Source organism: Rathayibacter tanaceti (assembly GCF_009834165.1).
In the GTDB taxonomy this organism is placed as follows: domain Bacteria; phylum Actinomycetota; class Actinomycetes; order Actinomycetales; family Microbacteriaceae; genus Rathayibacter; species Rathayibacter tanaceti.
Genome location: NZ_CP047186.1, coordinates 1,018,242 through 1,040,770 on the forward strand (window position 1 = coordinate 1,018,242; position 22,529 = coordinate 1,040,770).

A 22,529-nucleotide genomic window follows, 5' to 3' on the forward strand; every position below is an offset into this window, starting at 1 on the left:
TGACAGCGGTCCTCGCGGCTCCGTCATGAAATGAGCCCCGGATGTCACTGCCCTTCGCCGATCGCCTCCCGCTCTCGCGGCAGGCCGTCGACCGCGACCACGTCGGCCGCGCCCGGCCGGCGCTCTTCGACGAGCTGCTCGCCGACCCTGCCACCCGCGTGCTGCCGCTGCACCGCGACCGCACCCTGATCGCCGCCGACCGGCTCGCGCTCCGGACGACCGCCGAGGTCACCGCGGGCACCCTCCGCGTCTACCTCGGCCGCACGACGGTCGACGCCCCGGGCGAGCCTGCGGGCACCCCCGTCGTCGCGACCGTGCTCACCGATGCGGCCGCCGCCGAGCTCGAGCCCGATGAGGAGCTCTGGAGCGGCCTCCGTCCGATCGCCGAGCGCCTGAGCGACCGCGACGCGGGTCTCTTCACCGAGGCGCTGGCCGTGGTCAACTGGCACGCCTCCCACGGCTACTCGCCCCGCACCGGAGAACCGACCGTCGTCGAGCAGGGCGGCTGGGTGCGGCGCGCATCGACCGACGGCAGTCAGGTCTTCCCGCGCACCGATCCGGCGATCATCGTCTGCGTCCTCGACGCCGACGACCGCCTCCTCCTCGGCGCGAACGCTCTCTGGGGCACCGGCCGCTTCTCGCTCCTGGCCGGTTTCGTCGAGCCCGGCGAGTCGCTCGAGGCGGCGGTGGTCCGCGAGATCGGGGAGGAGTCGGGCCTGCGCGTCGTCGACCCGCACTACCTCGGCTCGCAGCCGTGGCCGTTCCCCGCCTCCCTCATGGTGGGCTTCACGGCCCGTCTCGCCGAGGACCAGTCGCCCGAGGACCTGCTCCCGGACGGCGAGGAGATCGTCGAGCTCCGCTGGTTCACCCGCGAGCAGCTGCACGACTCGCTCGACTCGGTGCTCCTGCCGGGCCGCTCGTCGATCGCCCGCGCCATGATCGAGGACTGGTACGGAGGCGAGCTCGAGAACGGCCCGATCGCGTGAGCCTGCTCGACGGCCTCGACCAGGGTCAGCGCCAGGCGGCGGAGGCTCTGCTGGGCCCCGTCTGCGTCCTCGCCGGAGCCGGCACCGGCAAGACCCGCACCATCACGCACCGCATCGCGCACGGAGTCGAGACCGGCGTCTACACGCCCGCCCGCGTCATGGCGCTCACCTTCACCAGTCGTGCGGCGGCCCAACTGCGCTCGCGCTTGCGGGTGCTCGGTGCCGGCAGCGTGCAGGCCCGCACCTTCCACGCCGCCGCGCTCTCGCAGCTCGGCTACTTCTGGCCCCAGCTGGTCGGCGGCACGATGCCGACGCTGCTCGACGGCAAGGCGCGCCTGCTCGCGCACGCGGCCGAGCGCCTCCGCCTGAGGCTCGACACGGCGACCCTGCGCGATCTGTCGGCCGAGATCGAGTGGCGGAAGGTCTCGGCGCTCTCCCTCGAGCAGTACGCGGTCGCCGCTCGGACCCGTGCGCTCCCGGGGAGGCTCACCCTCGAGCAGACCGTCGCGCTCGTCGACGAGTACGAGGGCCTGAAGGACCAGCGGCGCCAGATCGACTTCGAGGACGTCCTGCTCGTGACCGCGGGCATGCTCGAGTCGGAGCCGGCGATGGCGATGCAGGTGCGCGAGCAGTACCGCTTCTTCGTCGTCGACGAGTACCAGGACGTCTCCCCGCTACAGCAGCGCCTCCTCGAGCTCTGGCTCGGAGACCGGAGCGATCTCTGCGTCGTGGGGGACGCGAGCCAGACCATCTACTCTTTCGCCGGAGCGCGCGCCGACTACCTCCTCGACTTCCCGGCGCGCTGGCCCGCCGCGACGGTCGTGCGCCTGGAGGAGAACTACCGCTCCGCCGTGCCGATCGTGCAGACCGCGAACCGCCTGATGCGCGGACGTCCCGGTGCGCTCTCGCTGCACGCGGTCGCGGCGGTGGAGGCGCCGGAGCCGGCGATCGACGCCTACCCGGACGACATCGCCGAGGCCAGGGGAGTCGCCGAGCGGGTCGCCGCCGACGTCGACGCGGGAGTGCGCCCCTCTGACATCGCGGTGCTGTTCCGCACCAACAGCCAGTCCGCGATGATCGAGCACGCCCTGCACGAGCGCGGGGTGAGCGCCCACGTGCGAGGCGGCAAGCGCTTCTTCGACCTGCCCGAGGTGAAGCAGGCCGTCATGCAGCTGCGCGCCGCGTCCGTCTCGATCGGCGGCGAGCCGCTGTTCAAGTCGGTGAGCGACGTGCTCCGCTCACTCGGCTGGAGCGCCGAGCCGCCGTCGGCCCCGGGCGCCGTGCGCGACCGCTGGGAGTCGTTGGACACCCTGGCCCGCCTCGTCGACGAGGCGCCGGCCGACTGGAGCTTCCGCCGGTTCACCGACGACCTCATCGCCCGGCAGCAGGGCCACCACGAGCCGGATCGGGCGGCCGTGACCCTCGCCACCCTGCACTCGGCCAAGGGCCTCGAGTGGGAGTCGGTGCACCTGATGGGTCTCGCCGAGGGCCTGCTGCCCATCTCCTACGCGAACGGGCTCGAGGCCGTCGATGAGGAGCGGCGGCTCCTGTACGTCGGCATCACCCGCGCGCGGCGGCGACTCCGGCTCTCGTGGGCGCGCTCGACGGTCGGCCGCGTCACTCGGAGGGAACCGTCGCGGTTCCTCGAAGAGCTCGGCACGCGCAGTCGGGGTGCGGTTCCTGCTCCCGCGTCTTGAACGCTCCCGAGGCGTCGCTGTAGCTACGCTCGACGGCGCGCAGTCCGCGCCACCCGGTCAGGAGGCGTCGCAGCACCGCGTCGGCCGTCGCGACCGCGATCGCGGCGCTGGCCAGGGGTGTGCGGGTGGGAGCCGTCCGCCCGAGCACCTGGATCACCAGGCGCGCCCGGTCCGGGTCCAGGTCGATCCGGTCGCGCTCCGCGCAGTGCAGGCAGGGTCCCTCTCCCGGCTCGACCAGGGGGCCGATGCGGACCGCCTCGTCACCGAACACCACCGCCAGGTGCGGTACGTCGGCCGCCAGCCAGTGCGCGGCGCGGGCGGGGGAGACCGCGAAGTCGGCGATGAGCACAGCGAGGTCGGGGACCTCGTCGTCAGGCAGCAGCTCGCAGCCCTCGCTCCGCAGCAGCGTCCGCAGGGCGTCGGGTGCCGCGCCGACCCCCTCCACCACGATGCGCGGCGGCGGAGGCGGTGCCGCCTGGATCGTCCTGAGCAGCGCCGGCCGCAGGGCCGCCAGCACCTCGTCGACGCGGGCGTCGCTCGCTCCGGCCCGGGTCGCGATCAGCCGGACCGTGCCCGCACTCGTCCCGAGGCGCAGAGCGTCGAGCAGGAGCTCCTCGGCGTAGCCGACGTCGTCGAGGATCACCAGCGGCCGGTCGAGGCCGAGCTGCAGCGCGTTCGCGGAGCGCCAGAGCAGGGGGAGGCGGGGGTCGAGTCGCAGGACCATCGGCCGATCATGGCCGAGATCGCTCCGGCGCCGCGCGAGTTGTCCACAGGCGGGGCGCCGGGTGTCGATCACACGGGGCGGTCGCCCGTCGGGTCCGGGCCCTCGTCGCCGGAGTCGCCCTCCGTGGCATCCGGCATCGTGCCGTTCAGCAGGTCTTCCAGAGCGCGGTCCATCTCGTCGGGCTCCGGGCTCTGGCCGCTGGCCTCCGCGGTGAGGCGGGCGACCAGCGCGCTCGGGTCGTCCAGGTCGTCCGAGCCGGGGAGGAGATCGGGGTGCGACCACAGGCTGTCGCGCGCCTCCGGCCCCACGGCGTCGGTGACGGCCTGCCACATCGCGGCGGCCTCCCGGAGGCGCCGGGGGCGCAGCTCGAGGCCGACGAGCGTCGCGAAGGCCGACTCGGCGGGCCCACCGGAGGCGCGGCGGCGGCGCACCGTCTCGGCGACGGCTCCCGCGCTGGGCAGGCGGGTCGTCGCGGCGGCCGTCACGACGTCGACCCAGCCCTCGATGAGGGCGAGAACCGTCTCGAGGCGACCGTGCGCTGCGAGCTGCTCGTCGGTCTTCGGTGGGATCAGCGCGCCCGAGGTCATCGCGTCCCGGAGCTCCTCCGGGTTCGAGGGGTCGAAGTTCTCGGCCAGCTCCTCAAGGCGGGTCGTGTCGATGCTGATGCCGCGCGCGAAGTCGGTGATCTGCGAGATCAGCGCCAGGCGGAGCCACCTGCCGTGCCGGAACAGGCGGGCGTGGGCGAGCTCACGGACCGCCAGGTACAGCTGCACCTGGTCGATCGGGATGTCGAGGCCCTCGCCGAACTCTGCGACGTTCTGCGGCAGGATCGCCGCGTCGTTCTCCTCCAGGAGCGGGATGCCGATGTCGCCTCCCGAGACGACCTCGGCCGCGAGCTGCCCGACGACCTGGCCGAGCTGGAGGGCGAACAGCGTCCCGCCGATGCCGCGCATCATGCCCTCGGCGCCGGCGATCATTTCCTGCATCTCCTCGGGGGCCTGCTCGCGCAGCACTCGGGTGAGCGCGTCCGAGATGCTCAGAGCCACCGGCTCCGCGAGCTGCGTCCACACCGGCATGGTCAGGGCGATCCACTCGAGGCGGCTGATCGAGCGCGGGGTGCGGCTCAGCTCAGAGACGTAGGCGACCTCGTCGAGCCACAGCGCCGCGACTCCGAAGGCGCCGTCGACGGGCGCGCGCACGGAGTCGGTCACCGGCGTGGACTCGGCCCGAGCCAGCTGCTTCGCCTGCTCCAGCGACAGCGTCCAGTTGACGCCCCCCGAGCCGTTCTGCTGCATCGCGCTCTGCAGCTGCGCGAGCAGGTTCTGCAGCGCGACCGGGTCGTTGGGGAGGCCGGCCGCGCCCGCGAGCTGCGAGGCGTCGACGGGTCCGTTCCCCGAGAGGAACTGCCGCAGCATCTCCTGGAAGTCGTCCTCGGAGCCGCCGCCCGCTCGGTCCGCACTGTCGCCATCGGCCATCGGGTCAGCCCTCCGTCGTTCTGGTGAAGTCGGGCGTCGCGCCGCGTCGGCGGCCCAGCATCGGGCGCCGGTTCGGGCGCGACTCCCAGTCGTGCAAGCTACGTTAGCCCGAGCGCCCCGGGCCGCGGCGTGCAGACAGCCGCCCGCGCCCAGCCCGCTTCCGCCCGCCGCGAACATCCCGGCGGAGCCGCTCCGCCCGCCGTCAGAAAGGCCCCCGTGACGCTGTTCTCCGACGACCTGCGCCCGTCCTCCTCCCGGAGGCGCGCGTGGGTCGGCCCGGTCGTGCTCCTCTCGGGAGTCGCTCTCGTGGTCGGCCTCGGCGTCACGCCGGCTCCGTACGTGATCGAGCAGCCCGGCCCGGTCTTCGACACGCTCGGCAGCAGCAAGGACGTCCCCCTCATCTCCATCCCGGACGAGACGACCTATCCCACGGGTGGAACGCTCGCCATGCTCACGGTGTCGGTCGTCGGCAACCCCGAAAGCCTGCCCACCTGGGTCGAGGTCGCGAGCGCGTGGTTCGACCGCACCAAGGCCGTCGTCCCGGTCGACGCGATCTTCCCGCCCTCGACCACGGTCGAGGAGCGCGATGAGGTGAACCAGGCCGAAATGACCGATTCGCAGCAGGAGGCGATCGCCGCGGCGCTCACCGAGCTCGGCTACCCGGTCGAGCAGAAGGTGTCGGTGGTGCAGGTCCCGGAGGGGTCACCGGCCGAGGGCGTCCTGGAGCCGGGGGACGAGATCCTCGCCGTGGCCGGCACCGCCGTCGCGGATGCCACGGCGCTCCGCGCGACCCTGCAGACGCTCGGCACCGGCGCGCCGGTCCAGCTCAGCATCGAGCGCGGCGGTGAGCAGGAGGAGGTGCAGGTCACGCCCCGTGACTCCAACGGAGCGGCCGTCATCGGCATCCTCCCCGGCGCCACCTTCGAGTTCCCGTTCGAGGTCGACATCCGGCTCGACGACGTCGGCGGCCCGAGCGCGGGCATGATGTTCGCGCTCGGGATCATCGACAAGCTCACCGAGGGCGAGCTCAACGGCGGCCGGAACGTCGCCGGGACCGGCACGATCGACGCGGCGGGCGAGGTCGGGGCGATCGGCGGGATCCGCCAGAAGCTCTACGGAGCGCAGGGCGCGGGTGCGCAGTACTTCCTCGCTCCCGCCGACAACTGCAACGAGGTGGTCGGCCACGTGCCCGAGGGTCTCGATGTGGTCTCGGTCGCGACGCTCGACGACGCCCTCGCCGCACTCCGGTCGATCGCCGCCGGCGACACCGCCGACCTGCCCGATTGCAGCACCGCGACCCCGATCGACTGACCCCGCCCGCGGGGGTGACGCACAGGTGACCCGCACACCGGTCGCATAGCATGGGTGGCCTCCCCTCACATCTCGACAGCAAGAGGCCCCTACGTGAGTTCCACAGCAACCGAAACGCCGCCGCGGAAGAGACGGAGCGTCCTCGCCGTCACTGTCGTGGTGGTGGCCGTCCTGGTGGTGGCGTTCTTCGTCTTCTCCGGTCTCTACACCGACGTCCTCTGGTACGACCAGCTCGGCTTCTTGTCCGTGCTGACCACGCAGTGGGCCGCGGCCGGCGGGCTCTTCGTCATCGGCTTCGTCGCCATGGCCGTGCCCGTGTTCGTCAGCCTGCTGCTCGCCTACCGGCTCCGCCCGGTCTACGCGAAGCTCAACTCGCAAATCGACCGCTACCAGCAGGTTGTGGAGCCGCTGCGGCGCCTGGCCACCTTCGGGATCCCCGCGGTTCTCGGCCTCTTCGCCGGAGTCTCTTCGGCCACCCGCTGGCAGACGAGCCTCACCTTCTGGAACCGCACTCCCTCGGGCACGACCGACCCGCAGTTCGGGCTCGACACGTCGTTCTACCTCTTCGAGCTGCCCTTCTACCAGAGCATCGTCGGGTTCGCCTCGGCCGTCCTGCTGATCTCGGGGTTCGCGACGCTCGCCACCGGGTACCTCTACGGAGCGATCCGCGTCAACGGCCGCGAGATCCGCGTCTCGAAGGCCTCGCGCATCCAGCTCGCGATCATCGCGGCCCTCTATCTCGCGGTGCAGGCGGTCAGCTTCTGGCTCGACCAGTACGCGACGCTCGCTCAGCAGGGCCCGCGCATCACCGGAGCCACCTACTCGACCGTCAATGCGACGATCCCGGGGCTGCAGATCGTCGCGGGCATCGCCGCCCTGGTCGCCGTGCTCTTCGTCGTCACCGCCTTCATCGGCCGGTGGCGCCTGCCCGTGATCGGAACCGCGCTCCTGATCGTGTCGAGCCTCCTGGTCGGATCCCTCTACCCCTGGATCGTGCAGAAGTTCCAGGTCGAGCCGAACGAGCGCACGCTCGAGCAGCCCTTCATCCAGAACAACATCGACATGACCCGCGAGGCCTACGGGGTGAGCGACGTCCAGGTGATCCCCTACGACGCGACGACCGACGCCGAGCCGGGCGCCCTCCGCTCCGACGCCGAGACCACGGCGAACATCCGCATCCTCGACCCCGCCGTCGTCACCGATGCGTTCTCGCAGCTGCAGCAGTTCCGCCAGTACTATAAGTTCGGCGACGCGCAGAACGCCCTCGACGTCGACCGGTACTCGATCGACGGCTCGACGCAGGATGCCGTGGTCGGCGTCCGGGAGCTCAACCTCAGCGGGCTCGGCGCCAACCAGACCTGGTACAACCAGACCCTCGTCTACACCCACGGCTACGGACTGGTGGCGGCCTACGGCAACCAGCGCTCGGCCGACGGTGAGCCGGTGTTCATCGAGTCCGGAGTCCCGACCACGGGCGACCTTGGCGACTACGAGCCGCGGATCTACTTCGGCGAGAACTCGCCCGCGTACTCGATCGTCGGCGGCGACGGCTCGCGCGACATCGAGCTCGACTACCCCTCGGGGACCGACGGCGCGCAGCAGACCTACACGACCTTCGACGGCGAGGGCGGGCCCGCGCTCGACAACGTCTTCAAGAAGCTCGTCTACGCGATCAAGTTCCAGTCGGAGCAGATCTTCCTGTCGAACGGCGTGAACAACGACTCGCAGATCCTCTACGACCGCGATCCGGTGCAGCGCGTGCAGAAGGTCGCTCCCTACCTCAAGCTCGACTCCGACGCCTACCCGACCGTGGTCGACGGCCGCGTGGTGTGGGTCGTCGACGGGTACACCACCTCGGCCGACTATCCGTACTCGGAGGTGCAGAGCCTCTCGCAGGCGATCGCCGACACGAACACGCAGCAGCAGTTCCCGACCGACGACGTCAACTACATCCGCAACTCGGTCAAGGCGACCGTCGACGCCTACGACGGCAAGGTGACGCTCTACTCGTGGGACACCGAGGACCCGATCCTGCAGACCTGGCAGAAGATCTTCCCCACGACGGTCAAGCCGGTCAGCGACATGTCGGCCGAGCTGCTCAGCCACGTCCGCTACCCGGAGGACCTCTTCAAGGTCCAGCGCGCGGTCCTCGGCACTTACCACGTGACCGACGCCGGCTCGTTCTACTCCCGTGAGGATGCGTGGGCGACGCCGAACGACCCCACGAGCGGAGCCGCGACCACGGCCGCCGCGACGGGCACGAGCCTGCAGCCGCCCTACTACCTGACGCTGCAGACGCCCGACCAGGAGGTGCCGTCGTATTCGCTCTACTCGACGTACATCCCGGCCAGCGTCCAGGGCGCGCAGGCCAGCCGCAACGTGCTGACCGGCTACCTGGTCGCCGACTCCGACGCCGGCTCCGAGGCGGGCACCGTGGCCGACGGCTACGGCACGCTCCGCCTGCTCGAGCTGCCGAAGGACGACACGGTCCCCGGCCCGGGTCAGGTGCAGAACGCGTTCACGACCGACCCCACGGTCGCGAACGAGCTCAACATCCTCTCGCGCGGCGATACGACCGTCACGAGGGGCAACCTGCTCACCCTGCCGGTCGGCGGCGGCCTGCTCTACGTCCAGCCGATCTACGTGCGCTCCAACGGAGACACGAGCTTCCCGCTCCTGCAGAAGGTCCTGGTCGCGTTCGGTGACGACATCGCCTTCGAGGACACCCTCGATGCCGCGCTCGACAGCCTCTTCGGCGGCGACTCGGGAGCGGACGCGGGCGACACCGGTACGCCGACGACTCCGAGCACGGGGTCCGATACCGGAGGCACCGACACCGGCGGCGATGCGGGCGGCACCACCGGTGGCGACGCGGGGGGCACCGGAGGAGTGACCGGCGACCCGACGGCGCTCCAGCAGGCCCTGAACGACGCCCGCGACGCTCTGGCGGCGCGGGAGGCGGCCCTGAAGTCGGGCGACCTGACCGCGTTCGCCGCGGCCGACAAGCAGTTGACGGACGCTCTGGCGCGCGCGCTGCAGAACGAGGGGCAGTAGCCCCGGTGGTGCAGGTCGACCGCGGCGAGCACCTCCGCTCGGGGGAGTGGCTCGAGCTGAACCGCACGCACTGGGAGGGGCGCACCGGCGAGGGTGCGCTCCACCCGGAGTTCGTCGCGGCGGCGATCGGTGTCCCGGAGCCCCGGGTCCTGCACCTCGGCTCGGGGGACGGGCGCGACGCGCTCGTCCTCGCGGAGCGCGGCGCTCGCGTGGTCGGCGTCGACTTCTCGATGCCGGCCGTCCGCCGAGCACGGGCCGCCGCCGCGGACCTCGACTTCAGCGGCTCCGCTCGCTTCGTCTGCGCGAACATCTACGAGCTGCGGCACATGCTGCCGGAGCCCGACTCCTTCGACGTCGTGCTGTGCAGCGCCGGCGTCGTCTCGTGGCTCCCCGACCTGGAGGAGTGGGCGCGGCTGGTGGAGTGGTTCGTCGCCCCGGGCGGCGCGGTCCTGGTCGGTCCTGCGACCTCCGCGCCCGAGGAGGGCGCTCAGGTGCGGACCTGGATCCGCCCGTCCGCCGACCTCGCCGCAGCACTGACGGCTGTCGGGCTGACCGTCGGCGGCGACGCCGTCCTGAGCGCCGCGAAGCCCGCCTGACGCCGGCGCTCGCCTCCGCCGATTTGCACCGGCTTGAGAACGCGTGTAATGTCTCTTCTTGTGCCGCGGGGTGGAGCAGTTCGGTAGCTCGCTGGGCTCATAACCCAGAGGTCGTAGGTTCAAATCCTGCCCCCGCAACAAGAAAGCGAAAGCCGGTCCCGAGAGGGACCGGCCTTCGTCGTTAACGCGGGTGCGCGGACGTGTTGTCCGCGGCCTGCTGACGGTGCGCGGGTCGAATCCTCAGTCGCCCTCGATCACGCTCAGCACGTTGCCCGCCGGATCGCGGAACCAGCAGATCGTCGGACCGTGGCCGCGCATCACTCCGTTCGCGTCGGTCGGCAGCGACGGATCGTCGGAGATCGCCGTGACCACGCCCGCGGCGTTCAGCTCGGCGACCGCGGCGTCGACGTCCTTCACCGAGAAGTTCAGGATCGTGAACGAGGCCGGCTCGTGACCCGGCTTCGGATACGCGATCGCGTGCCCGCCGCCCGGCAGCTCGATCTCGAGGATCCCCATCGCGTTCACCGCCACCTCGAGCCCGAGCACTCCGCCGTAGAAGGCGCGGGCCGCCTCCACGTCATCCACGCTGAAACCGCTGAAGGCCCGCTCGCACCGGATCATCGCCGACCTCTTCTTCCCCGTCGCCTCGTCGTGTCCCTGCTCGCGGACGCTACTCCGGTCGGCTGCCCGCGTCACCATCGAGTCCGAAGGAGCCCTGTCGCGCGGCGTGCCGCGCCCCGCGCGCTCCGGCCCGTCGAGACCGTCGGCTACCGGTGGCTCGCGCTCGCTCTCTCGCTGCCGTCCAGCGGCGTCTGGCCGGTGTCGGTGGTCTGGCGGGTGATCGCCCCCGGCGGTCCTGACCCTGCCGCTGGCACGGCGGGGCCGGACGAGATCGCGCTCCCGCTGCGCTCCTCCTGAGCCTGTCGACCGGCGGAGGTACGCCCCGCGCGGGTGATCGGACACCGAGTCCCGACACGCGGTGACACGCTCGTGCCACACGGTGTGTCGGGTGGGTCCGCACGGTAGCCTCGACCGCGACGTGAAGGGTGCAGGTGTGACGGACGAGCAGGTGGACGAGAGCCCGAACCCCGACGGGGTCGGCCGCCACCCGACCCGGCGGAGCCTGCGAGAGGCGCAGCGCGTCACTCCGGCGCTCCCCGCGGCCCGCGTCGCCACGCCGATCCTGAGCCCTGTCCGGCCCGTGCGCCGCCGTCGTGCGTTGCGCACGGCGATCAGCACCGTCGCCGTCGCGGCGATCGCGGGTCTGGTCGCCGTGTCGGCCCTGCCCGCCTACTCCTTCGACCCGGCTCCGGACTCGCAGGCCGCCGTCGAGGCCGCCGCCCGCATCCAGGCCCTCGGCAACCAGAAGCTCACCGTCGCCTCCGACGCGGTGCCGGAGCAGGTCGTCCGCGACTCCTACACTGCTCCCACGCAGGCTCAGCTCGACGAGGCGGCCGCGCAGGCCCGCGCCCTTGCGGCGGCCGAGCAGGCGGCCCGCGATGCCGAGACGGCGCGCCTGGCCCAGGAGGCGCAGGCCGCAGCCGGGACGACCGCCGGCACCTCCGTGGGCGGTGCCGCGGCCGGCAGCACCGGCACGAGCACCTCCGTCACGCCTCGCGAGGAGGGCGACGACTACCCCTGGCGCGACCAGCTGACCGACGACCAGGGCGGCGGGCTCTCTCCGCTGCGCTACTACTACCGCGAGTGCGTCGACTTCGTCGCCTGGCGGATCAACCGCGATCAGGGTTCCACCGGGTCTCCCTTCAGATGGACCTGGGGCAACATGACCCCCGGAGGCGGCAGCGCCTACGCCTGGGCCGGCCAGTGGGCGTCGCACGGCTGGGTGACCAGCAGCACGCCCGTGCCCGGTGCGGTCGCCTGGTTCACGGGTAACCACGTCGCGTACGTGCAGGCGGTCAACTCCGACGGCACCGTCTCGCTCGAGGAGTACAACTGGGGCAACGACCACGCCTACCACAAGCGCACGATCCCGGCCTCGCAGGTCGCGCTCTTCCTCTACCCGCCGAGCTGATGCCCGGCGCCGTCGGCATGGCCGTCGCGCAGTTCGCTCCCACACAGGACCGCGTGGCCAACCTCGCGGCGATCGGGCGCCTGGTCCGCGTCGCCGTCGGGCGCGGCGCGAGCCTGGTAGTGTTGCCGGAGTACAGCTCCGCCTTCACCGACCCGCTCGGCCCCGAGCTGGTCGCGGCGGGCGAGACCCTCGACGGGCCGTTCGTCCAGGGGCTCGGCGCCCTCGCCCGCGAGCTCCGCGTCCACCTCGTCGCGGGCATGGTCGAGACCCTCGACGGGCGGCGGATCGCCAACACCCTCGTGGCGATCGATCCCGCGGGCGCGCTGGTCGCCCGCTACCGCAAGCTGCACCTCTACGACGCCTTCGGGCAGACGGAGTCGGAGTGGGTCGCGCCCGGCGAGATCGCCGCACCCGAGACGTTCGAGGTCGGCGGCCTCGTCGTCGGCCTGCAGACCTGCTACGACCTGCGCTTCCCCGAGGTGAGCCGGTGGCTGGTGGACGCCGGGGTCGACGTCATCGCGGCACCCGCCGAATGGGTGCGCGGCCCGCTCAAGGAGGCGCACTGGCGGACGCTCGTCACCGCGCGTGCCCTCGAGAACACCGTCTACCTCGTCGCGGCCGATCAGACGCCTCCGATCGGCGTCGGCACGAGCATGGTTGTCGACCCGATGGGCGTCGAGATCGCGACCCTCGGCGAGGTCGAGGACGTCGCGGTCGCCTGGGTCTCGCGCGAGCGGATCGACGCGGCGCGAGCGAAGAACCCGGCGCTCGCCCTGCGGCGCTTCCGGGTGCAGCCGCTCTGATCCCATCGCCGGCAGCGATCGGCTCTCGTCCGTCGGTACGGGTGCAGCCGCTCCGCGCTCCCGTCGAGGACTACCGGCTCAGCGTCCCATGCGCGCCAGGCCGGCGACGGCGGCCTCCAGCACCTCGAACCGCTTGCAGAACGCGAAGCGCACGAGCGACCTGTACTCAGCCGCGTCCTCCGACCGGCAGAAGGCGGACACGGGCACGGCCACCACTCCCGCGAGTTCGGGGAGCGCCCGGCAGAGCGCGACACCGTCGTCGTAGCCGAGGGGAGCGGCGTCCGCGACGACGAAGTACCCTCCGGAGGACGCGGCGACGCCGAAGCCCGCCGCAGCGAGGCCCGCCGACAGCAGGTCCTTCTTCGCCGAGAGCGTCTGCGCCACGGTCGTGAAGAAGGAGTCGGGGAGTCCGAGCCCCAGGGCGACGGCACCCTGGAACGGCGAGCCGCTGACGTAGGTGAGGAACTGCTTCACCGCGAGGACGGCGGTGACCAGCGCCCTCGGCCCGCTCACCCAGCCGATCTTCCACCCGGTGGTGCTGAAGGTCTTGCCCGCGGAGGAGATCGAGAGCGTCCGCTCGAACGCCCCGGGGAGGGTCGCGAGTGGCACGTGCGGAGTGTCGAAGCGCAGGTGCTCGTACACCTCGTCCGTCACGATCAGGGCGTCGTGCCGCTCGGCGAGCCGCACGATCAGCTCGCGCGTCTCGAGCGGGAGGACGGCGCCGGTCGGGTTGTGCGGGTCGTTCACCAGGATGACGCGGGTGCGGTCGGTCACGGCCGCGACGAGCTCGTCGTGATCGACGGTGAAGGGGAGGCCCCGTAGCGGGACGGTGCGGTGCACGCCTCCGGCGAGCGCGATCAGTGCGCCGTACGCGTCGTAGTGCGGAGTGAAGGTGACGACCTCGTCCCCCGGCTCCAGGAGCGCGAGCAGGGTGGCCGCGAGCGCCTCCGTGGCACCGGTCGTGACGAGGATCTGGCCGTCCGGGTCGAGGTCGAGACGGTAGAAGCGGCTCTGGTGGGCGGCGATCGCCTCGCGCAGCACGGGGAAGCCGGGGCCGGGCGGGTACTGGTTCACGCCGGACGCGATCGCCTCTCGAGCGGCATCGAGGATCTCGCGCGGGCCGTCCTCGTCCGGGAAACCCTGGCCGAGATTGACCGCCCCGGTTCGCAGCGCGAGGGCGCTCATCTCGCTGAAGACGGTCGCGGCGACCTCGCCGCCGGGGCCGAGGAGGCCGGCGCCGGCGGCGGCACGGGTCCAGGATCCGGGAATGCTCACGCCCCCAGTGTGCCCGCTCACGGGCGTCCACCTCTTTCAATTCCCGCTCGCAGGCCCGTCATAAGAAACCTCCAGGTACGCTCGACAAGCTATCCCCGCTTGGAAGGAGCAGCACCCATGACCGAGAGTCACGAGGGTCCTCGTCAGCCGGAGGAACCCATTACGCCGACGGAGTCCGGCGCCCCAGAAGCGGCCGGGCGCCGCTACGGCGAGAGCTCCGGAGCGTCGTCGTCGACCACCGGGCCCACCGAGCCGATCCACCAGGGCGGGGCGCACCGCGAGAACCCGACCGAGCCCTCCCCGTCCTCCGCGGCTGCGCAGCCGCCGTACACGCCGAACGCCGCAGCCGGCAACGAGGCTCAGCCTGTCTCCCAGCCGGCGCGCTACGGCCAGTACGCGCCTCCGGCCGCGAACACCCTGCACGGCTCCGGCGAGCCGCCCGCGTCCGGCGCCTTCGGTCCCGGCGGCGAGGAGCCCCCGGCCTCCACCGCAGGCAAGCGCCGCGCCGGTGTGGGAGTCGTCGCCGCGCTCGCGATCGGCGCGGTCGTCGGAGGCGTCGCCGGAGCGGGCGTGTTCGGTCTGTGGTCCGCCTCCAACGGATCCGGGACCCGGGTGGTCTCGTCCGGCGGCTCGCAGACGATCACGGTCAACAACGCCGACGACGCGACCACCGCCACCGCCGTCGCCGCGAAGGCCACACCGAGCGTCGTCACCATCGCCGTCAGCGGCGGTTCCTCCGCGGGCACCGGCTCGGGCATCGTGCTCTCGAAGGACGGCTACGTCCTCACCAACACCCATGTCGTCACGCTCGACGGCGAGGTCTCGAACGGCACCGTCTCAGTCACCACCAGCGACGGACGCATCTTCGACGCGACTGTGGTCGGCACCGACCCCACGCTGGACCTCGCGGTGATCAAGCTGAGCGATGCCACCGACCTCAGCCCGATCACCTTCGCCGACTCCACCAAGATCAACGTCGGAGACACGGCGGTCGCCATCGGCGCACCGCTCGGTCTCTCCGGCACGGTCACCGATGGCATCATCAGCGCCCTCAACCGCAGCATCCAGGTCGCCTCCTCTGCCGCTCCGGAGGAGTCGGGCGACAGCTCGAGCGGCAGCACCGACAGCCCCTTCAACTTCGACATCCCGGGCCAGCAGCAGCCCACGCAGGCCACGAGCACGATCTCGCTCCCGGTCATCCAGACCGACGCGGCGATCAACCCGGGTAACTCCGGCGGTGCCCTGCTCGACAGCGACGGCGAGCTCATCGGCGTCAACGTCGCGATCGCGAGCGCCGGCCAGTCCTCCTCCTCGAGCGGGCAGTCCGGCAACATCGGAGTCGGCTTCGCGATCCCCAGCGCGGTCGCCGAGCGCATCGCGAAGGAGATCATCGCCACCGGGTCCGCCTCGCACGGCCTGCTCGGCGCGAGCGTCTCGGACTCCACCGCCGATGTCCTCGGTGCGCGCATCGAGGAGGTCACCGGCGCAGGCGCGGCGCAGGCCGCCGGTCTTGCCAAGGGCGACATCGTCACGGCGATCGACGGCACGCCGATCACGAGCGCGTCCGACCTCACCGCGCAGGTCCGTGCGCAGGCCGCGAACGCGGAGGTCGAGCTGACCTACGTCCGCAGCGGCCAGACCTACCAGGCGAAGGCGACGCTGGGTCAGATGGCCACCAACTGACCGTCCGTACGCACGCCGGCCCCCGAGCATCCGCCCTCGGGGGCCGGCGTGCGTACGGCCCTCGGGTCCGTGGCACAGCGATCGGCGCGCCCCCGCACGGCGCCGACCAGGACCGGCAGACTCGACCTCCGTGACCCTCGGCACTGTCTCTCTCCGCCCGATGACCGCGGAGGATCTCGCCCTCCTCGACCGCGCACTGCTCTCGCCGGAGGGGACCGGGACCTTCCAGTGGTTCGGCTTCACCTCCGCGGTGCGGTTGCGCTCGAGGCTGGACGAGGACGGGCTCCTCGGTCCCGACGGCGGGATGCTCGCCGTCCACTCGGCGGGCCGGGCCGTGGGGCGGGTGGAGTGGTTCGCGAGCAGCTGGGGGAGGGCCTCCTCATCGTGCTGGAGCATCGCGATCGGGATCGCCGCCGAGCACCGCGGGCGGGGCGTCGGCACGCGGGCCCAGGCGTTGCTGGTCGAGCACCTCTTCGCCTCGACACGGGCCGAGCGCATCCAGGCCTTCACCGATGTCGAGAACGAGGCGGAGCGCCGGGCGCTGCGGCGCGCGGGTTTCGAGGAGGAGGGTGTGCTCCGCCGGGCCCAGTGGCGCGACGGCGGCTGGCACGACCTCGTGCTCGCGTCGGTGCTGCGATCCTGACGCCTGCCGGCCGACGGGTTCGGGCCGGAGGTCTGCCGAGCGACTGCTGCAGCCCACAGGCCCGACCTGCGCTGCCGACTCCCGCGCCCCGAGGCGCCGCGCAGCTCGCTGGTAGGGTGATGGATCCCTGCGCCCGCGCTCCTCCCGCACGAACTGGACCCATGCAGCCCGAGACTCCGACGGACGATCTGTCCGACCTACCCGGCGTCTCCTACGTGATGCCGGTGCTGAACGAGGTCACCCACGTGCGCGCGGCGGTCGATTCGCTGCTGCACCAGGACTACGCCGGGCCCGTCGACATCGTGCTGGCGCTGGCACCGAGCATCGACGGCACCGACGAGCTCGTCGCCGAGCTCAGCGCCGCCGACCCGCGGATCCGCGTCGTGCCCAACGAGGTCGGATCCACCCCCGCGGGCTTGAACGCGGCGATCCGCGCCTCCCGCCATCCCGTCGTTGTGCGCGTCGACGCGCACTCGGTGCTTCCGCCCGAGTACGCGCGCGTCGCCGTCGAGGCACTACAGCGCTCCGGAGCCGCGAATGTCGGCGGGGTGATGGCAGCGGAGGGGCTCACCCCGTTCCAGCGCGCGGTCGCCCGTGCCTACGGCTCGCGCATCGGCCTGGGCGGCACTCCGCACCATGTCGGCGGTCACGAGGGGCCGGCCGACACGGTCTACCTCGGCGTCTTCCGCCGCTCCGCCCTCGAGCGCGCCGGGCTCTTCGACGAGCGCTTCAAGCGCGGCCAGGACTGGGAGCTCAACCGGCGGCTGCGGGAGAGCGGCGAGATCGTCTGGTTCACTCCACGGCTCACCGTCACCTACCGGCCCCGGCCGACCCTGCGCGCCCTGCTGCGGCAGTTCCTCTCGACGGGGATGTGGCGCGGTGAGCTCACACGGATGTTCCCGGCGTCGCGCTCCGTCCGCTACTTCGCGCCGCCGCTGCTCGTGTCGCTGCTCGCGCTGGGCCTGCTCGTCGGACTCGTCGGGATCGTGCAGGCGCTCGTCGGCGCCGCCCCCTGGCTGCTGCTGGGCTTCGCCGTACCGGCCGGCTACCTCCTCCTGGTCGTCGCGGCGACGATCGCCGTCGCGCGGCGGGACGGGGCCCGTGCGATGCTGTGGTTCACCGTGGTCGTCCCCGCGATCCACGTCGCCTGGGGGACCGGCTTCGTGCTCGGAGTCGCCGGTCTGACCAGCAACATCTCCGCTCACCGCCACCAGCCGCGGTCCGATCCGCCGAGGGGCGCATGACCACGACGACGAGACCCCGCTCCCTCGCCGAGCTCCGCGCTGTCGCGCAGCCGCCGGAGGTGCGAGGACGCCGCAACGCCGAGCACTGGACGGCCTCGCTCTATCTCCGGCGCCTATCGCCGTACCTGACCTGGCTGCTCCTGCGCACGTCGATCTCGGCGAACGGCGTCACGGGGCTGATGATCCTGGTCGGCTGGAGTGCCGCCGCCGCGCTGCTGATCCCCGGGATCGCCGGGGCCGCCCTGGCGCTGCTGCTCGGTCAGCTGCAGATGCTCGTCGACTGCTCCGACGGCGAGGTCGCGCGCTGGCGTCGCACCTCCTCACCGGCGGGCGTGTTCCTCGACAAGGTGGGGCACTACACGACCGAGGCGCTCCTCCCCCTCGCGCTCGGGCTCCGGGCAGCGGGTATCCCCTTCGAGACCCCCGGCGACTTCCTCTGGACGAGTGTCGGCCTGGCGCTCGCGCTCGTGATCGTGCTGAACAAGGCGCTCAACGACATGGTGCACGTGGCTCGGGCGCACGCGGGGCTGGCGAAGCTGGCCGACACGAAGGGGGAGGCGGTCCCCTCCTCCTCCGGCCTCGCCCGGCTGCGCCGCGCGGCGCGCTTCGTGCCCTTCCACCGCCTCTACCACTCGGTCGAGCTGACGATGCTGGCGTTCGTGGCCGCCCTGGCGGGTCTCGTCGTCGGAGCCGGCACCGCCGACCGCGTGCTGGTCGGGGCGCTGCTCCCGCTCGCCCTCCTCGCCCTCGTCGGGCACTTCGTCGCGATCATGGCCTCGCAGCGTGTCCGCTCCTGAGCCGCGGGTCGGAGTCGTCGTCCTCACCCAGGGGACCCGCCCCGACGACCTCGCCGCAGGCCTGGCGAGCGTCCTCGCTCAGGAGGGCGTGGTGCTCGACGTCGTCTGCGTCGGCAACGGCTGGGCGCCCGAGGGCCTGCCGGTGGGGGTCCGACCGCTTGCGCTCGCCGAGAACCACGGCATCCCGGCGGGCCGCAACGCCGGAGCCGGCGCGGTCGAGGGCGACTACCTGTTCTTCCTCGACGACGACGCCCGGGTGCCCTCACCGCGCTTCCTCCTCGAGGCGGTCGCCCTGCTCGCCTCGTCCCGCCGGATCGGCCTCGTGCAGCCCCGGGTCGACAGTCTCGACGGCTCGCCGAGCCCACGGCGCTGGACCCCGCGGATCCTCAAGGGCGACCCGCGTCGCTCGGGACCCGTGTTCTCGGTCTGGGAGGGGGCGGTCGTGCTGCGCCGCGACGTGTACGCGTCGACGGGCGGCTGGGCGGCTCCGTTCTTCTACGCCCACGAGGGGATCGAGCTGGCCTGGCGGGTGTGGGACACTGGGCGCATCGCGTGGTACGCAGGGGAGCTCGTGGCGCAGCACCCTGTGATCCAGCCGACCCGGCACGCCGACTACTACCGGCTGAACGCGCGCAACCGGGTCTGGCTCGCGCGGCGCAATCTGCCGGTGCCGTTGGTCCTCGTCTACGTCGCCTCGTGGACCGCGATCCAGTGCCTCCGCTGGCGCCGCGAGGGCCCTGCACTGAGCGCCTGGTTCGCCGGCTGGCGGGAGGGCTGGCGCGTCGATCCGGGCGAGCGGCGGGTGCTCTCGCTGCGCACCGTGCTCCGGATGACGTTCGCCGGGCGTCCGCCGATCGTCTAGCATCGGGGAATCCGCCCCGAAGGGCCCCCGAAAGGACGACGGTGTTCGATTCGACCCAGCTCTCCCCGCTCGAGCCCGCCTCGGAGCAGGCGGCGCCGGACCTCCTCGACGAGGTCAGGGGACGCCTCACCGGCCTCGACGCGGACGCCGAGTTCCGGGGGCGGCTCGACGTCCACCTCCCGCGGCTGGTCGAGCTGCTGGCGTCGGTCTACCGCCGGCGCACCGACCTGGCCGACCAGCTCGTCGCGATCGTCGAGCTCGCAGCGTCCTCGTGGGACGAGCGGCCGGAGGAGCTGCGCGCCCTCGACCGCGCGCGGGAGGCGCATCCGGACTGGTTCCTCTCGAACAAGGCACTCGGTGGCGTCTGCTACGTCGACCGCTTCGCAGGCGACCTCGAGGGCCTGCGCGCCGAGATCCCCTATTTCCGCGAGATCGGGCTGAACTACCTGCACCTGATGCCGCTCTTCGACGCACCGGAGGGGGAGTCCGACGGCGGCTACGCGGTGTCGAGCTACCGGCGGGTGCGCCCCGACCTCGGCGACATGGACCAGTTGCGCCTGCTCGCCTCCGAGCTGCGCGGGCAGGGGATCGCCCTCGTGGTCGACTTCGTCTTCAACCACACCTCGGACGAGCACGACTGGGCGCGGCGGGCACTCGCGGGGGAGCAGCGCTTCGAGGACTACTACTGGATCTCGCCGGACCGCGAGCAGCCCGACGCCTTCGAGCGCACCACCCGCGAGATCTTCCCCGACGACCACCCGGGCTCCTTCGTGCAGCTTGAGGACGGCCGGTGGGTCTGGGCGACGTTCCACCGGTACCAGTGGGACCTCAACTACTCCAACCCCGAGGTGTTCCGCGCGATGGCGGGCGAGATGCTCTTCCTCGCGAACCAGGGCGTCGACGCCCTGCGGATGGACGCGGTCGCCTTCATCTGGAAGGAGCTCGGCACGAGCTGCGAGTCGCAGCCGGAGGCGCATCTCCTGCTGCGCGCCTTCAACGAGGTCTGCCGCCTGGCGGCTCCGGCACTGCTGTTCAAGTCCGAGGCGATCGTGCACCCCGACGAGGTGGTCGAGTACATCGACGTCGAGGAGTGCCAGCTCTCGTACAACCCCCTGCAGATGGCGCTCACGTGGGAGGCGCTCGCCACCCGCGACGTCCGCCTCCTCGCGCAGGCGCTCGAGCGCCGACACGCGCTCCCCGAGGGCACGGCCTGGGTGAACTACGTGCGCGGTCACGACGACATCGGCTGGACCTTCGCCGACGAGGACGCGGCCGAACTCGGGATCGACGCGGCCGGCCACCGGCGCTTCCTCAACGACTTCTACACCGACCGCTTCGAGGGCTCCTTCGCCCGCGGCGTGCCGTTCCAGGAGAACCCGCGCACGGGCGATCGACGCGTCTCGGGTACGACGGCGTCGCTGGCGGGAGTCGAGGCGGGCGACCCCTACGGCATAGACCGGGTGCTCCTCGCGCACTCGATCGCGCTCAGCACGGGCGGACTCCCGCTCCTCTACCTCGGCGACGAGGTGGCCCAGCTCAACGACTACGGCTACCGCGACGACCCGACGACGGCGGGAGACTCGCGCTGGGTCAACCGGCCCCGACGTCCGGTCGGCGGCTACGCCGACCGCGACCTCCCCGGCACCGCCGCGAGCGAGGTCTTCGGCGGGCTCCTGCACCTGATCGCCGTGCGCAAGGCGACTCCGCTCTTCGCCGGCACGGCGCTCACCGTCTTCGACGCGGTGAACCCGCACGTGCTGGGCTACCAGCGGCCCGGAGACGGCGAGGCGGTGCTCGTGCTCGCGAACGTCTCGGACGAAGTGCAGGAGGTGTCCGCCGAGCGGTTCGGCGGATTCGCGCCCGAAGCGGTCGACCTCGTGACCGAGGTCGACGTCGACCTGCGGGAGGGCTTCCGGCTGGGGCCGTTGCAGTTCGTCTGGCTCCGGGTCGCGCCGCACTGAGCCCTTGGCCCTCGGCGAGGAGCCGGCCCCGATCCGAGCGCCTCCGCCGGTAGCCTGGAGGAGATGACTCCTGCCCCCCGCGCCCTCCTCGACCGCCTCCTGACCGATGCGCGACTCGCCCGCAGAGTGGGAGGCGAGCTGCTCGCTTCACGGAGGGCCAGGGGCGCCGTCGCGCGTCTGGTCGCCGAGCGGGGGCCGCTGCCCGAGGGGCGCTTCGAGATCGGCGTCTATTTCGCCGACGGCGACATCAACCTCTACCAGGTGCGGCAGTGGTACCGGCCGCTGGCCGAGCTTGCGCAAAGCCACCCGGTGGTGCTGCTCAGCCGCGCCGCGAGCGCGGCCCAGGTGCTGCTGAGCGAGAGTCCGGTGCCGGTCGCGTACGTCCGCTCGGTCGCCGACCTCGAGAGCACCGTCGAGAGTCAACCGCTGCGCCTGATCCTGTACGTCAACCAGAACGCCCGCAACTTCCAGATGATGCGGTACGGGCGCCGCTGGCATGTCTTCGTCAACCACGGCGAGAGCGACAAGATGTACATGACGACCAACCAGTTCAAGGCCTACGACTACAGCCTGATCGCCGGAGACGCGGCGCTCGCCCGCCTGCAGCGGGTCCTCTGGGACTACGACGTCGACCGGCGGGCTCTGGCGATCGGGCGCCCGCAGGCCGACCACTTCGCCGGACGGACGCCGTTCGAGCCGGACGAGCGCCAGGTCGTGCTGTACGCGCCGACCTGGGAGGGCGATCGGCCGGCCGCCGGCTACGGCTCGATCCGGAGTCACGGCGTCGCGCTCGTGCGATCCCTGCTCGCCGACCGCCGCTTCCGCCTGATCTACCGCCCGCACCCGCGCAGCGGCGCCGTGGACGCCGACTACGGTGCGGCCGACCGCGAGATCATCGCGATGATCGCCTCCGCCAACGCCGCCGACCCGGAGGCCCGCCACGTGCACGACACCGGGCCCGAGCTCGGCTGGCAGCTGGCGGCCGCCGACCTCGCCGTGCTCGATGTGTCCGCGATGGTCTACGACCGGCTCGCGACCGGGCGTCCGCTGCTGGTCACACGGCCGGTCAGCTCGGTGGCCGAGGTGGACGAGTCCGGCTACCTGGGCGATGCCGAGTGGCTGCGGGCCGAGGACGCCTCCGGGATCGTCGGGCGCATCGAGAGCGTCGAGCACGATGCCGAGGCCGTCGAGCGCCTCCAGCGCTGGGTGTTCCACTACTTCGGCGACACGGCGCCCGGCGCGGCCACACGCCGCTTCCACACGGCGATCGAGCACCTCCTCGCCGAGTGGGAGCGCCACGCGGACCTGCACCGCGGTGACGCCGCCGTCGACGAGCACGACCCCGAGGGCTGAGCGCCGGCCACCAGGTCACGGGCGTGGGCACCG

The 22,529-nt window shown here is 72.2% G+C and carries 19 protein-coding genes and 1 tRNA gene; 16 read left to right on the top strand and 4 right to left on the bottom strand.

The genetic code is table 11. The annotated features are described in order from the left end of the window. The first annotated feature begins 41 nt into the window (after positions 1–41). Both nudC and GSU10_RS04815 read left to right on the top strand, forming a co-directional pair. Entirely contained in the window at positions 42–986 is a 945-nt protein-coding gene (nudC, locus tag GSU10_RS04810) for an NAD(+) diphosphatase (protein ID WP_068212978.1), read from the top strand. Further along, positions 947–2,683 carry an ATP-dependent helicase gene (locus tag GSU10_RS04815; protein ID WP_132504580.1) on the top strand — a complete coding sequence of 579 codons (1,737 nt, stop codon included), beginning with the start codon at positions 947–949 and terminating at the stop codon, positions 2,681–2,683. Before nudC ends, GSU10_RS04815 begins: the two co-directional genes overlap by 40 nt. Here GSU10_RS04815 and GSU10_RS04820 read toward each other — a convergent pair. Further along, positions 2,604–3,407, bottom strand: coding sequence for a hypothetical protein (locus GSU10_RS04820; RefSeq protein WP_132504546.1), 804 nt, complete (start codon positions 3,405–3,407; stop codon positions 2,604–2,606). The genes GSU10_RS04815 and GSU10_RS04820 overlap by 80 nt on opposite strands. A gap of 68 nt (positions 3,408–3,475) precedes the next feature. After that, entirely contained in the window at positions 3,476–4,882 is a 1,407-nt protein-coding gene (locus GSU10_RS04825) for a zinc-dependent metalloprotease (RefSeq protein ID WP_132504548.1), read from the bottom strand. 216 nt (positions 4,883–5,098) lie between these two features. On the opposite strand from GSU10_RS04825, the gene GSU10_RS04830 reads away from it, so the two are divergent. The 4 genes from GSU10_RS04830 (at position 5,099) to GSU10_RS04845 (ending at position 9,981) form a co-directional block, all read left to right on the top strand. Continuing rightward, positions 5,099–6,193, top strand: coding sequence for a YlbL family protein (locus tag GSU10_RS04830; RefSeq protein ID WP_068212766.1), 1,095 nt, complete (start codon positions 5,099–5,101; stop codon positions 6,191–6,193). A gap of 93 nt (positions 6,194–6,286) precedes the next feature. After that, on the top strand, positions 6,287–9,247 hold the full coding sequence (locus tag GSU10_RS04835; RefSeq protein WP_199220828.1) for a UPF0182 family membrane protein: 2,961 nt from the start codon (positions 6,287–6,289) through the stop codon (positions 9,245–9,247). Between the two features lie 5 nt (positions 9,248–9,252). Further along, the gene (locus GSU10_RS04840; protein ID WP_068212769.1) at positions 9,253–9,843 is read left to right on the top strand and encodes a class I SAM-dependent methyltransferase; all 591 of its coding nucleotides are present in this window, start codon (positions 9,253–9,255) and stop codon (positions 9,841–9,843) included. Between the two features lie 64 nt (positions 9,844–9,907). Continuing rightward, a tRNA-Met gene (locus GSU10_RS04845) sits at positions 9,908–9,981 on the top strand. Between the two features lie 102 nt (positions 9,982–10,083). Here the strand turns inward: GSU10_RS04845 and GSU10_RS04850 are convergent. Continuing rightward, the gene (locus tag GSU10_RS04850) at positions 10,084–10,464 is read right to left on the bottom strand and encodes a VOC family protein (protein ID WP_068212772.1); all 381 of its coding nucleotides are present in this window, start codon (positions 10,462–10,464) and stop codon (positions 10,084–10,086) included. A gap of 30 nt (positions 10,465–10,494) precedes the next feature. On the opposite strand from GSU10_RS04850, the gene GSU10_RS04855 reads away from it, so the two are divergent. From GSU10_RS04855 to GSU10_RS04865, 3 genes are all read left to right on the top strand, one after another. Next, positions 10,495–10,761 (top strand): hypothetical protein, encoded by a 267-nt coding sequence (locus GSU10_RS04855; protein ID WP_068212785.1) that lies wholly within the window; start codon positions 10,495–10,497, stop codon positions 10,759–10,761. A gap of 136 nt (positions 10,762–10,897) precedes the next feature. Continuing rightward, positions 10,898–11,875 carry a CHAP domain-containing protein gene (locus tag GSU10_RS04860; RefSeq protein WP_158286078.1) on the top strand — a complete coding sequence of 326 codons (978 nt, stop codon included), beginning with the start codon at positions 10,898–10,900 and terminating at the stop codon, positions 11,873–11,875. Further along, on the top strand, positions 11,875–12,678 hold the full coding sequence (locus tag GSU10_RS04865; RefSeq protein WP_068213476.1) for a carbon-nitrogen hydrolase family protein: 804 nt from the start codon (positions 11,875–11,877) through the stop codon (positions 12,676–12,678). The genes GSU10_RS04860 and GSU10_RS04865 overlap by 1 nt, the downstream gene beginning before the upstream one ends. Positions 12,679–12,756: 78 nt before the next feature. On the opposite strand, the gene GSU10_RS04870 is transcribed toward GSU10_RS04865, so the two are convergent. Next, positions 12,757–13,953, bottom strand: coding sequence for an aminotransferase class I/II-fold pyridoxal phosphate-dependent enzyme (locus GSU10_RS04870; RefSeq protein ID WP_132504552.1), 1,197 nt, complete (start codon positions 13,951–13,953; stop codon positions 12,757–12,759). A 117-nt stretch (positions 13,954–14,070) separates the two neighbouring features. On the opposite strand from GSU10_RS04870, the gene GSU10_RS04875 reads away from it, so the two are divergent. The 7 genes from GSU10_RS04875 to GSU10_RS04905 all read left to right on the top strand — a co-directional run bounded on the left by GSU10_RS04875 (position 14,071) and on the right by GSU10_RS04905 (position 22,496). Then, the gene (locus GSU10_RS04875) at positions 14,071–15,636 is read left to right on the top strand and encodes a S1C family serine protease (RefSeq protein WP_132504554.1); all 1,566 of its coding nucleotides are present in this window, start codon (positions 14,071–14,073) and stop codon (positions 15,634–15,636) included. Positions 15,637–15,766: 130 nt separating this feature from the next. Next, positions 15,767–16,279, top strand: a complete 513-nt coding sequence (locus tag GSU10_RS04880; RefSeq protein ID WP_199220829.1) for a GNAT family N-acetyltransferase — start codon at positions 15,767–15,769, stop codon at positions 16,277–16,279. A gap of 161 nt (positions 16,280–16,440) precedes the next feature. Continuing rightward, positions 16,441–17,523, top strand: a complete 1,083-nt coding sequence (locus GSU10_RS04885) for a glycosyltransferase family 2 protein (protein ID WP_068210770.1) — start codon at positions 16,441–16,443, stop codon at positions 17,521–17,523. After that, on the top strand, positions 17,520–18,320 hold the full coding sequence (locus GSU10_RS04890) for a CDP-alcohol phosphatidyltransferase family protein (RefSeq protein ID WP_068210767.1): 801 nt from the start codon (positions 17,520–17,522) through the stop codon (positions 18,318–18,320). The genes GSU10_RS04885 and GSU10_RS04890 overlap by 4 nt, the downstream gene beginning before the upstream one ends. Next, positions 18,307–19,182 (top strand): glycosyltransferase family 2 protein, encoded by an 876-nt coding sequence (locus GSU10_RS04895; protein ID WP_132504556.1) that lies wholly within the window; start codon positions 18,307–18,309, stop codon positions 19,180–19,182. Before GSU10_RS04890 ends, GSU10_RS04895 begins: the two co-directional genes overlap by 14 nt. A gap of 41 nt (positions 19,183–19,223) precedes the next feature. Further along, positions 19,224–21,143, top strand: coding sequence for an amylosucrase (locus tag GSU10_RS04900; RefSeq protein ID WP_068210765.1), 1,920 nt, complete (start codon positions 19,224–19,226; stop codon positions 21,141–21,143). A gap of 63 nt (positions 21,144–21,206) precedes the next feature. Further along, positions 21,207–22,496: a hypothetical protein gene (locus GSU10_RS04905; RefSeq protein ID WP_068210762.1), complete on the top strand. Its 1,290-nt coding sequence runs from the start codon at positions 21,207–21,209 to the stop codon at positions 22,494–22,496. The last annotated feature ends 33 nt before the right edge of the window (positions 22,497–22,529 follow it).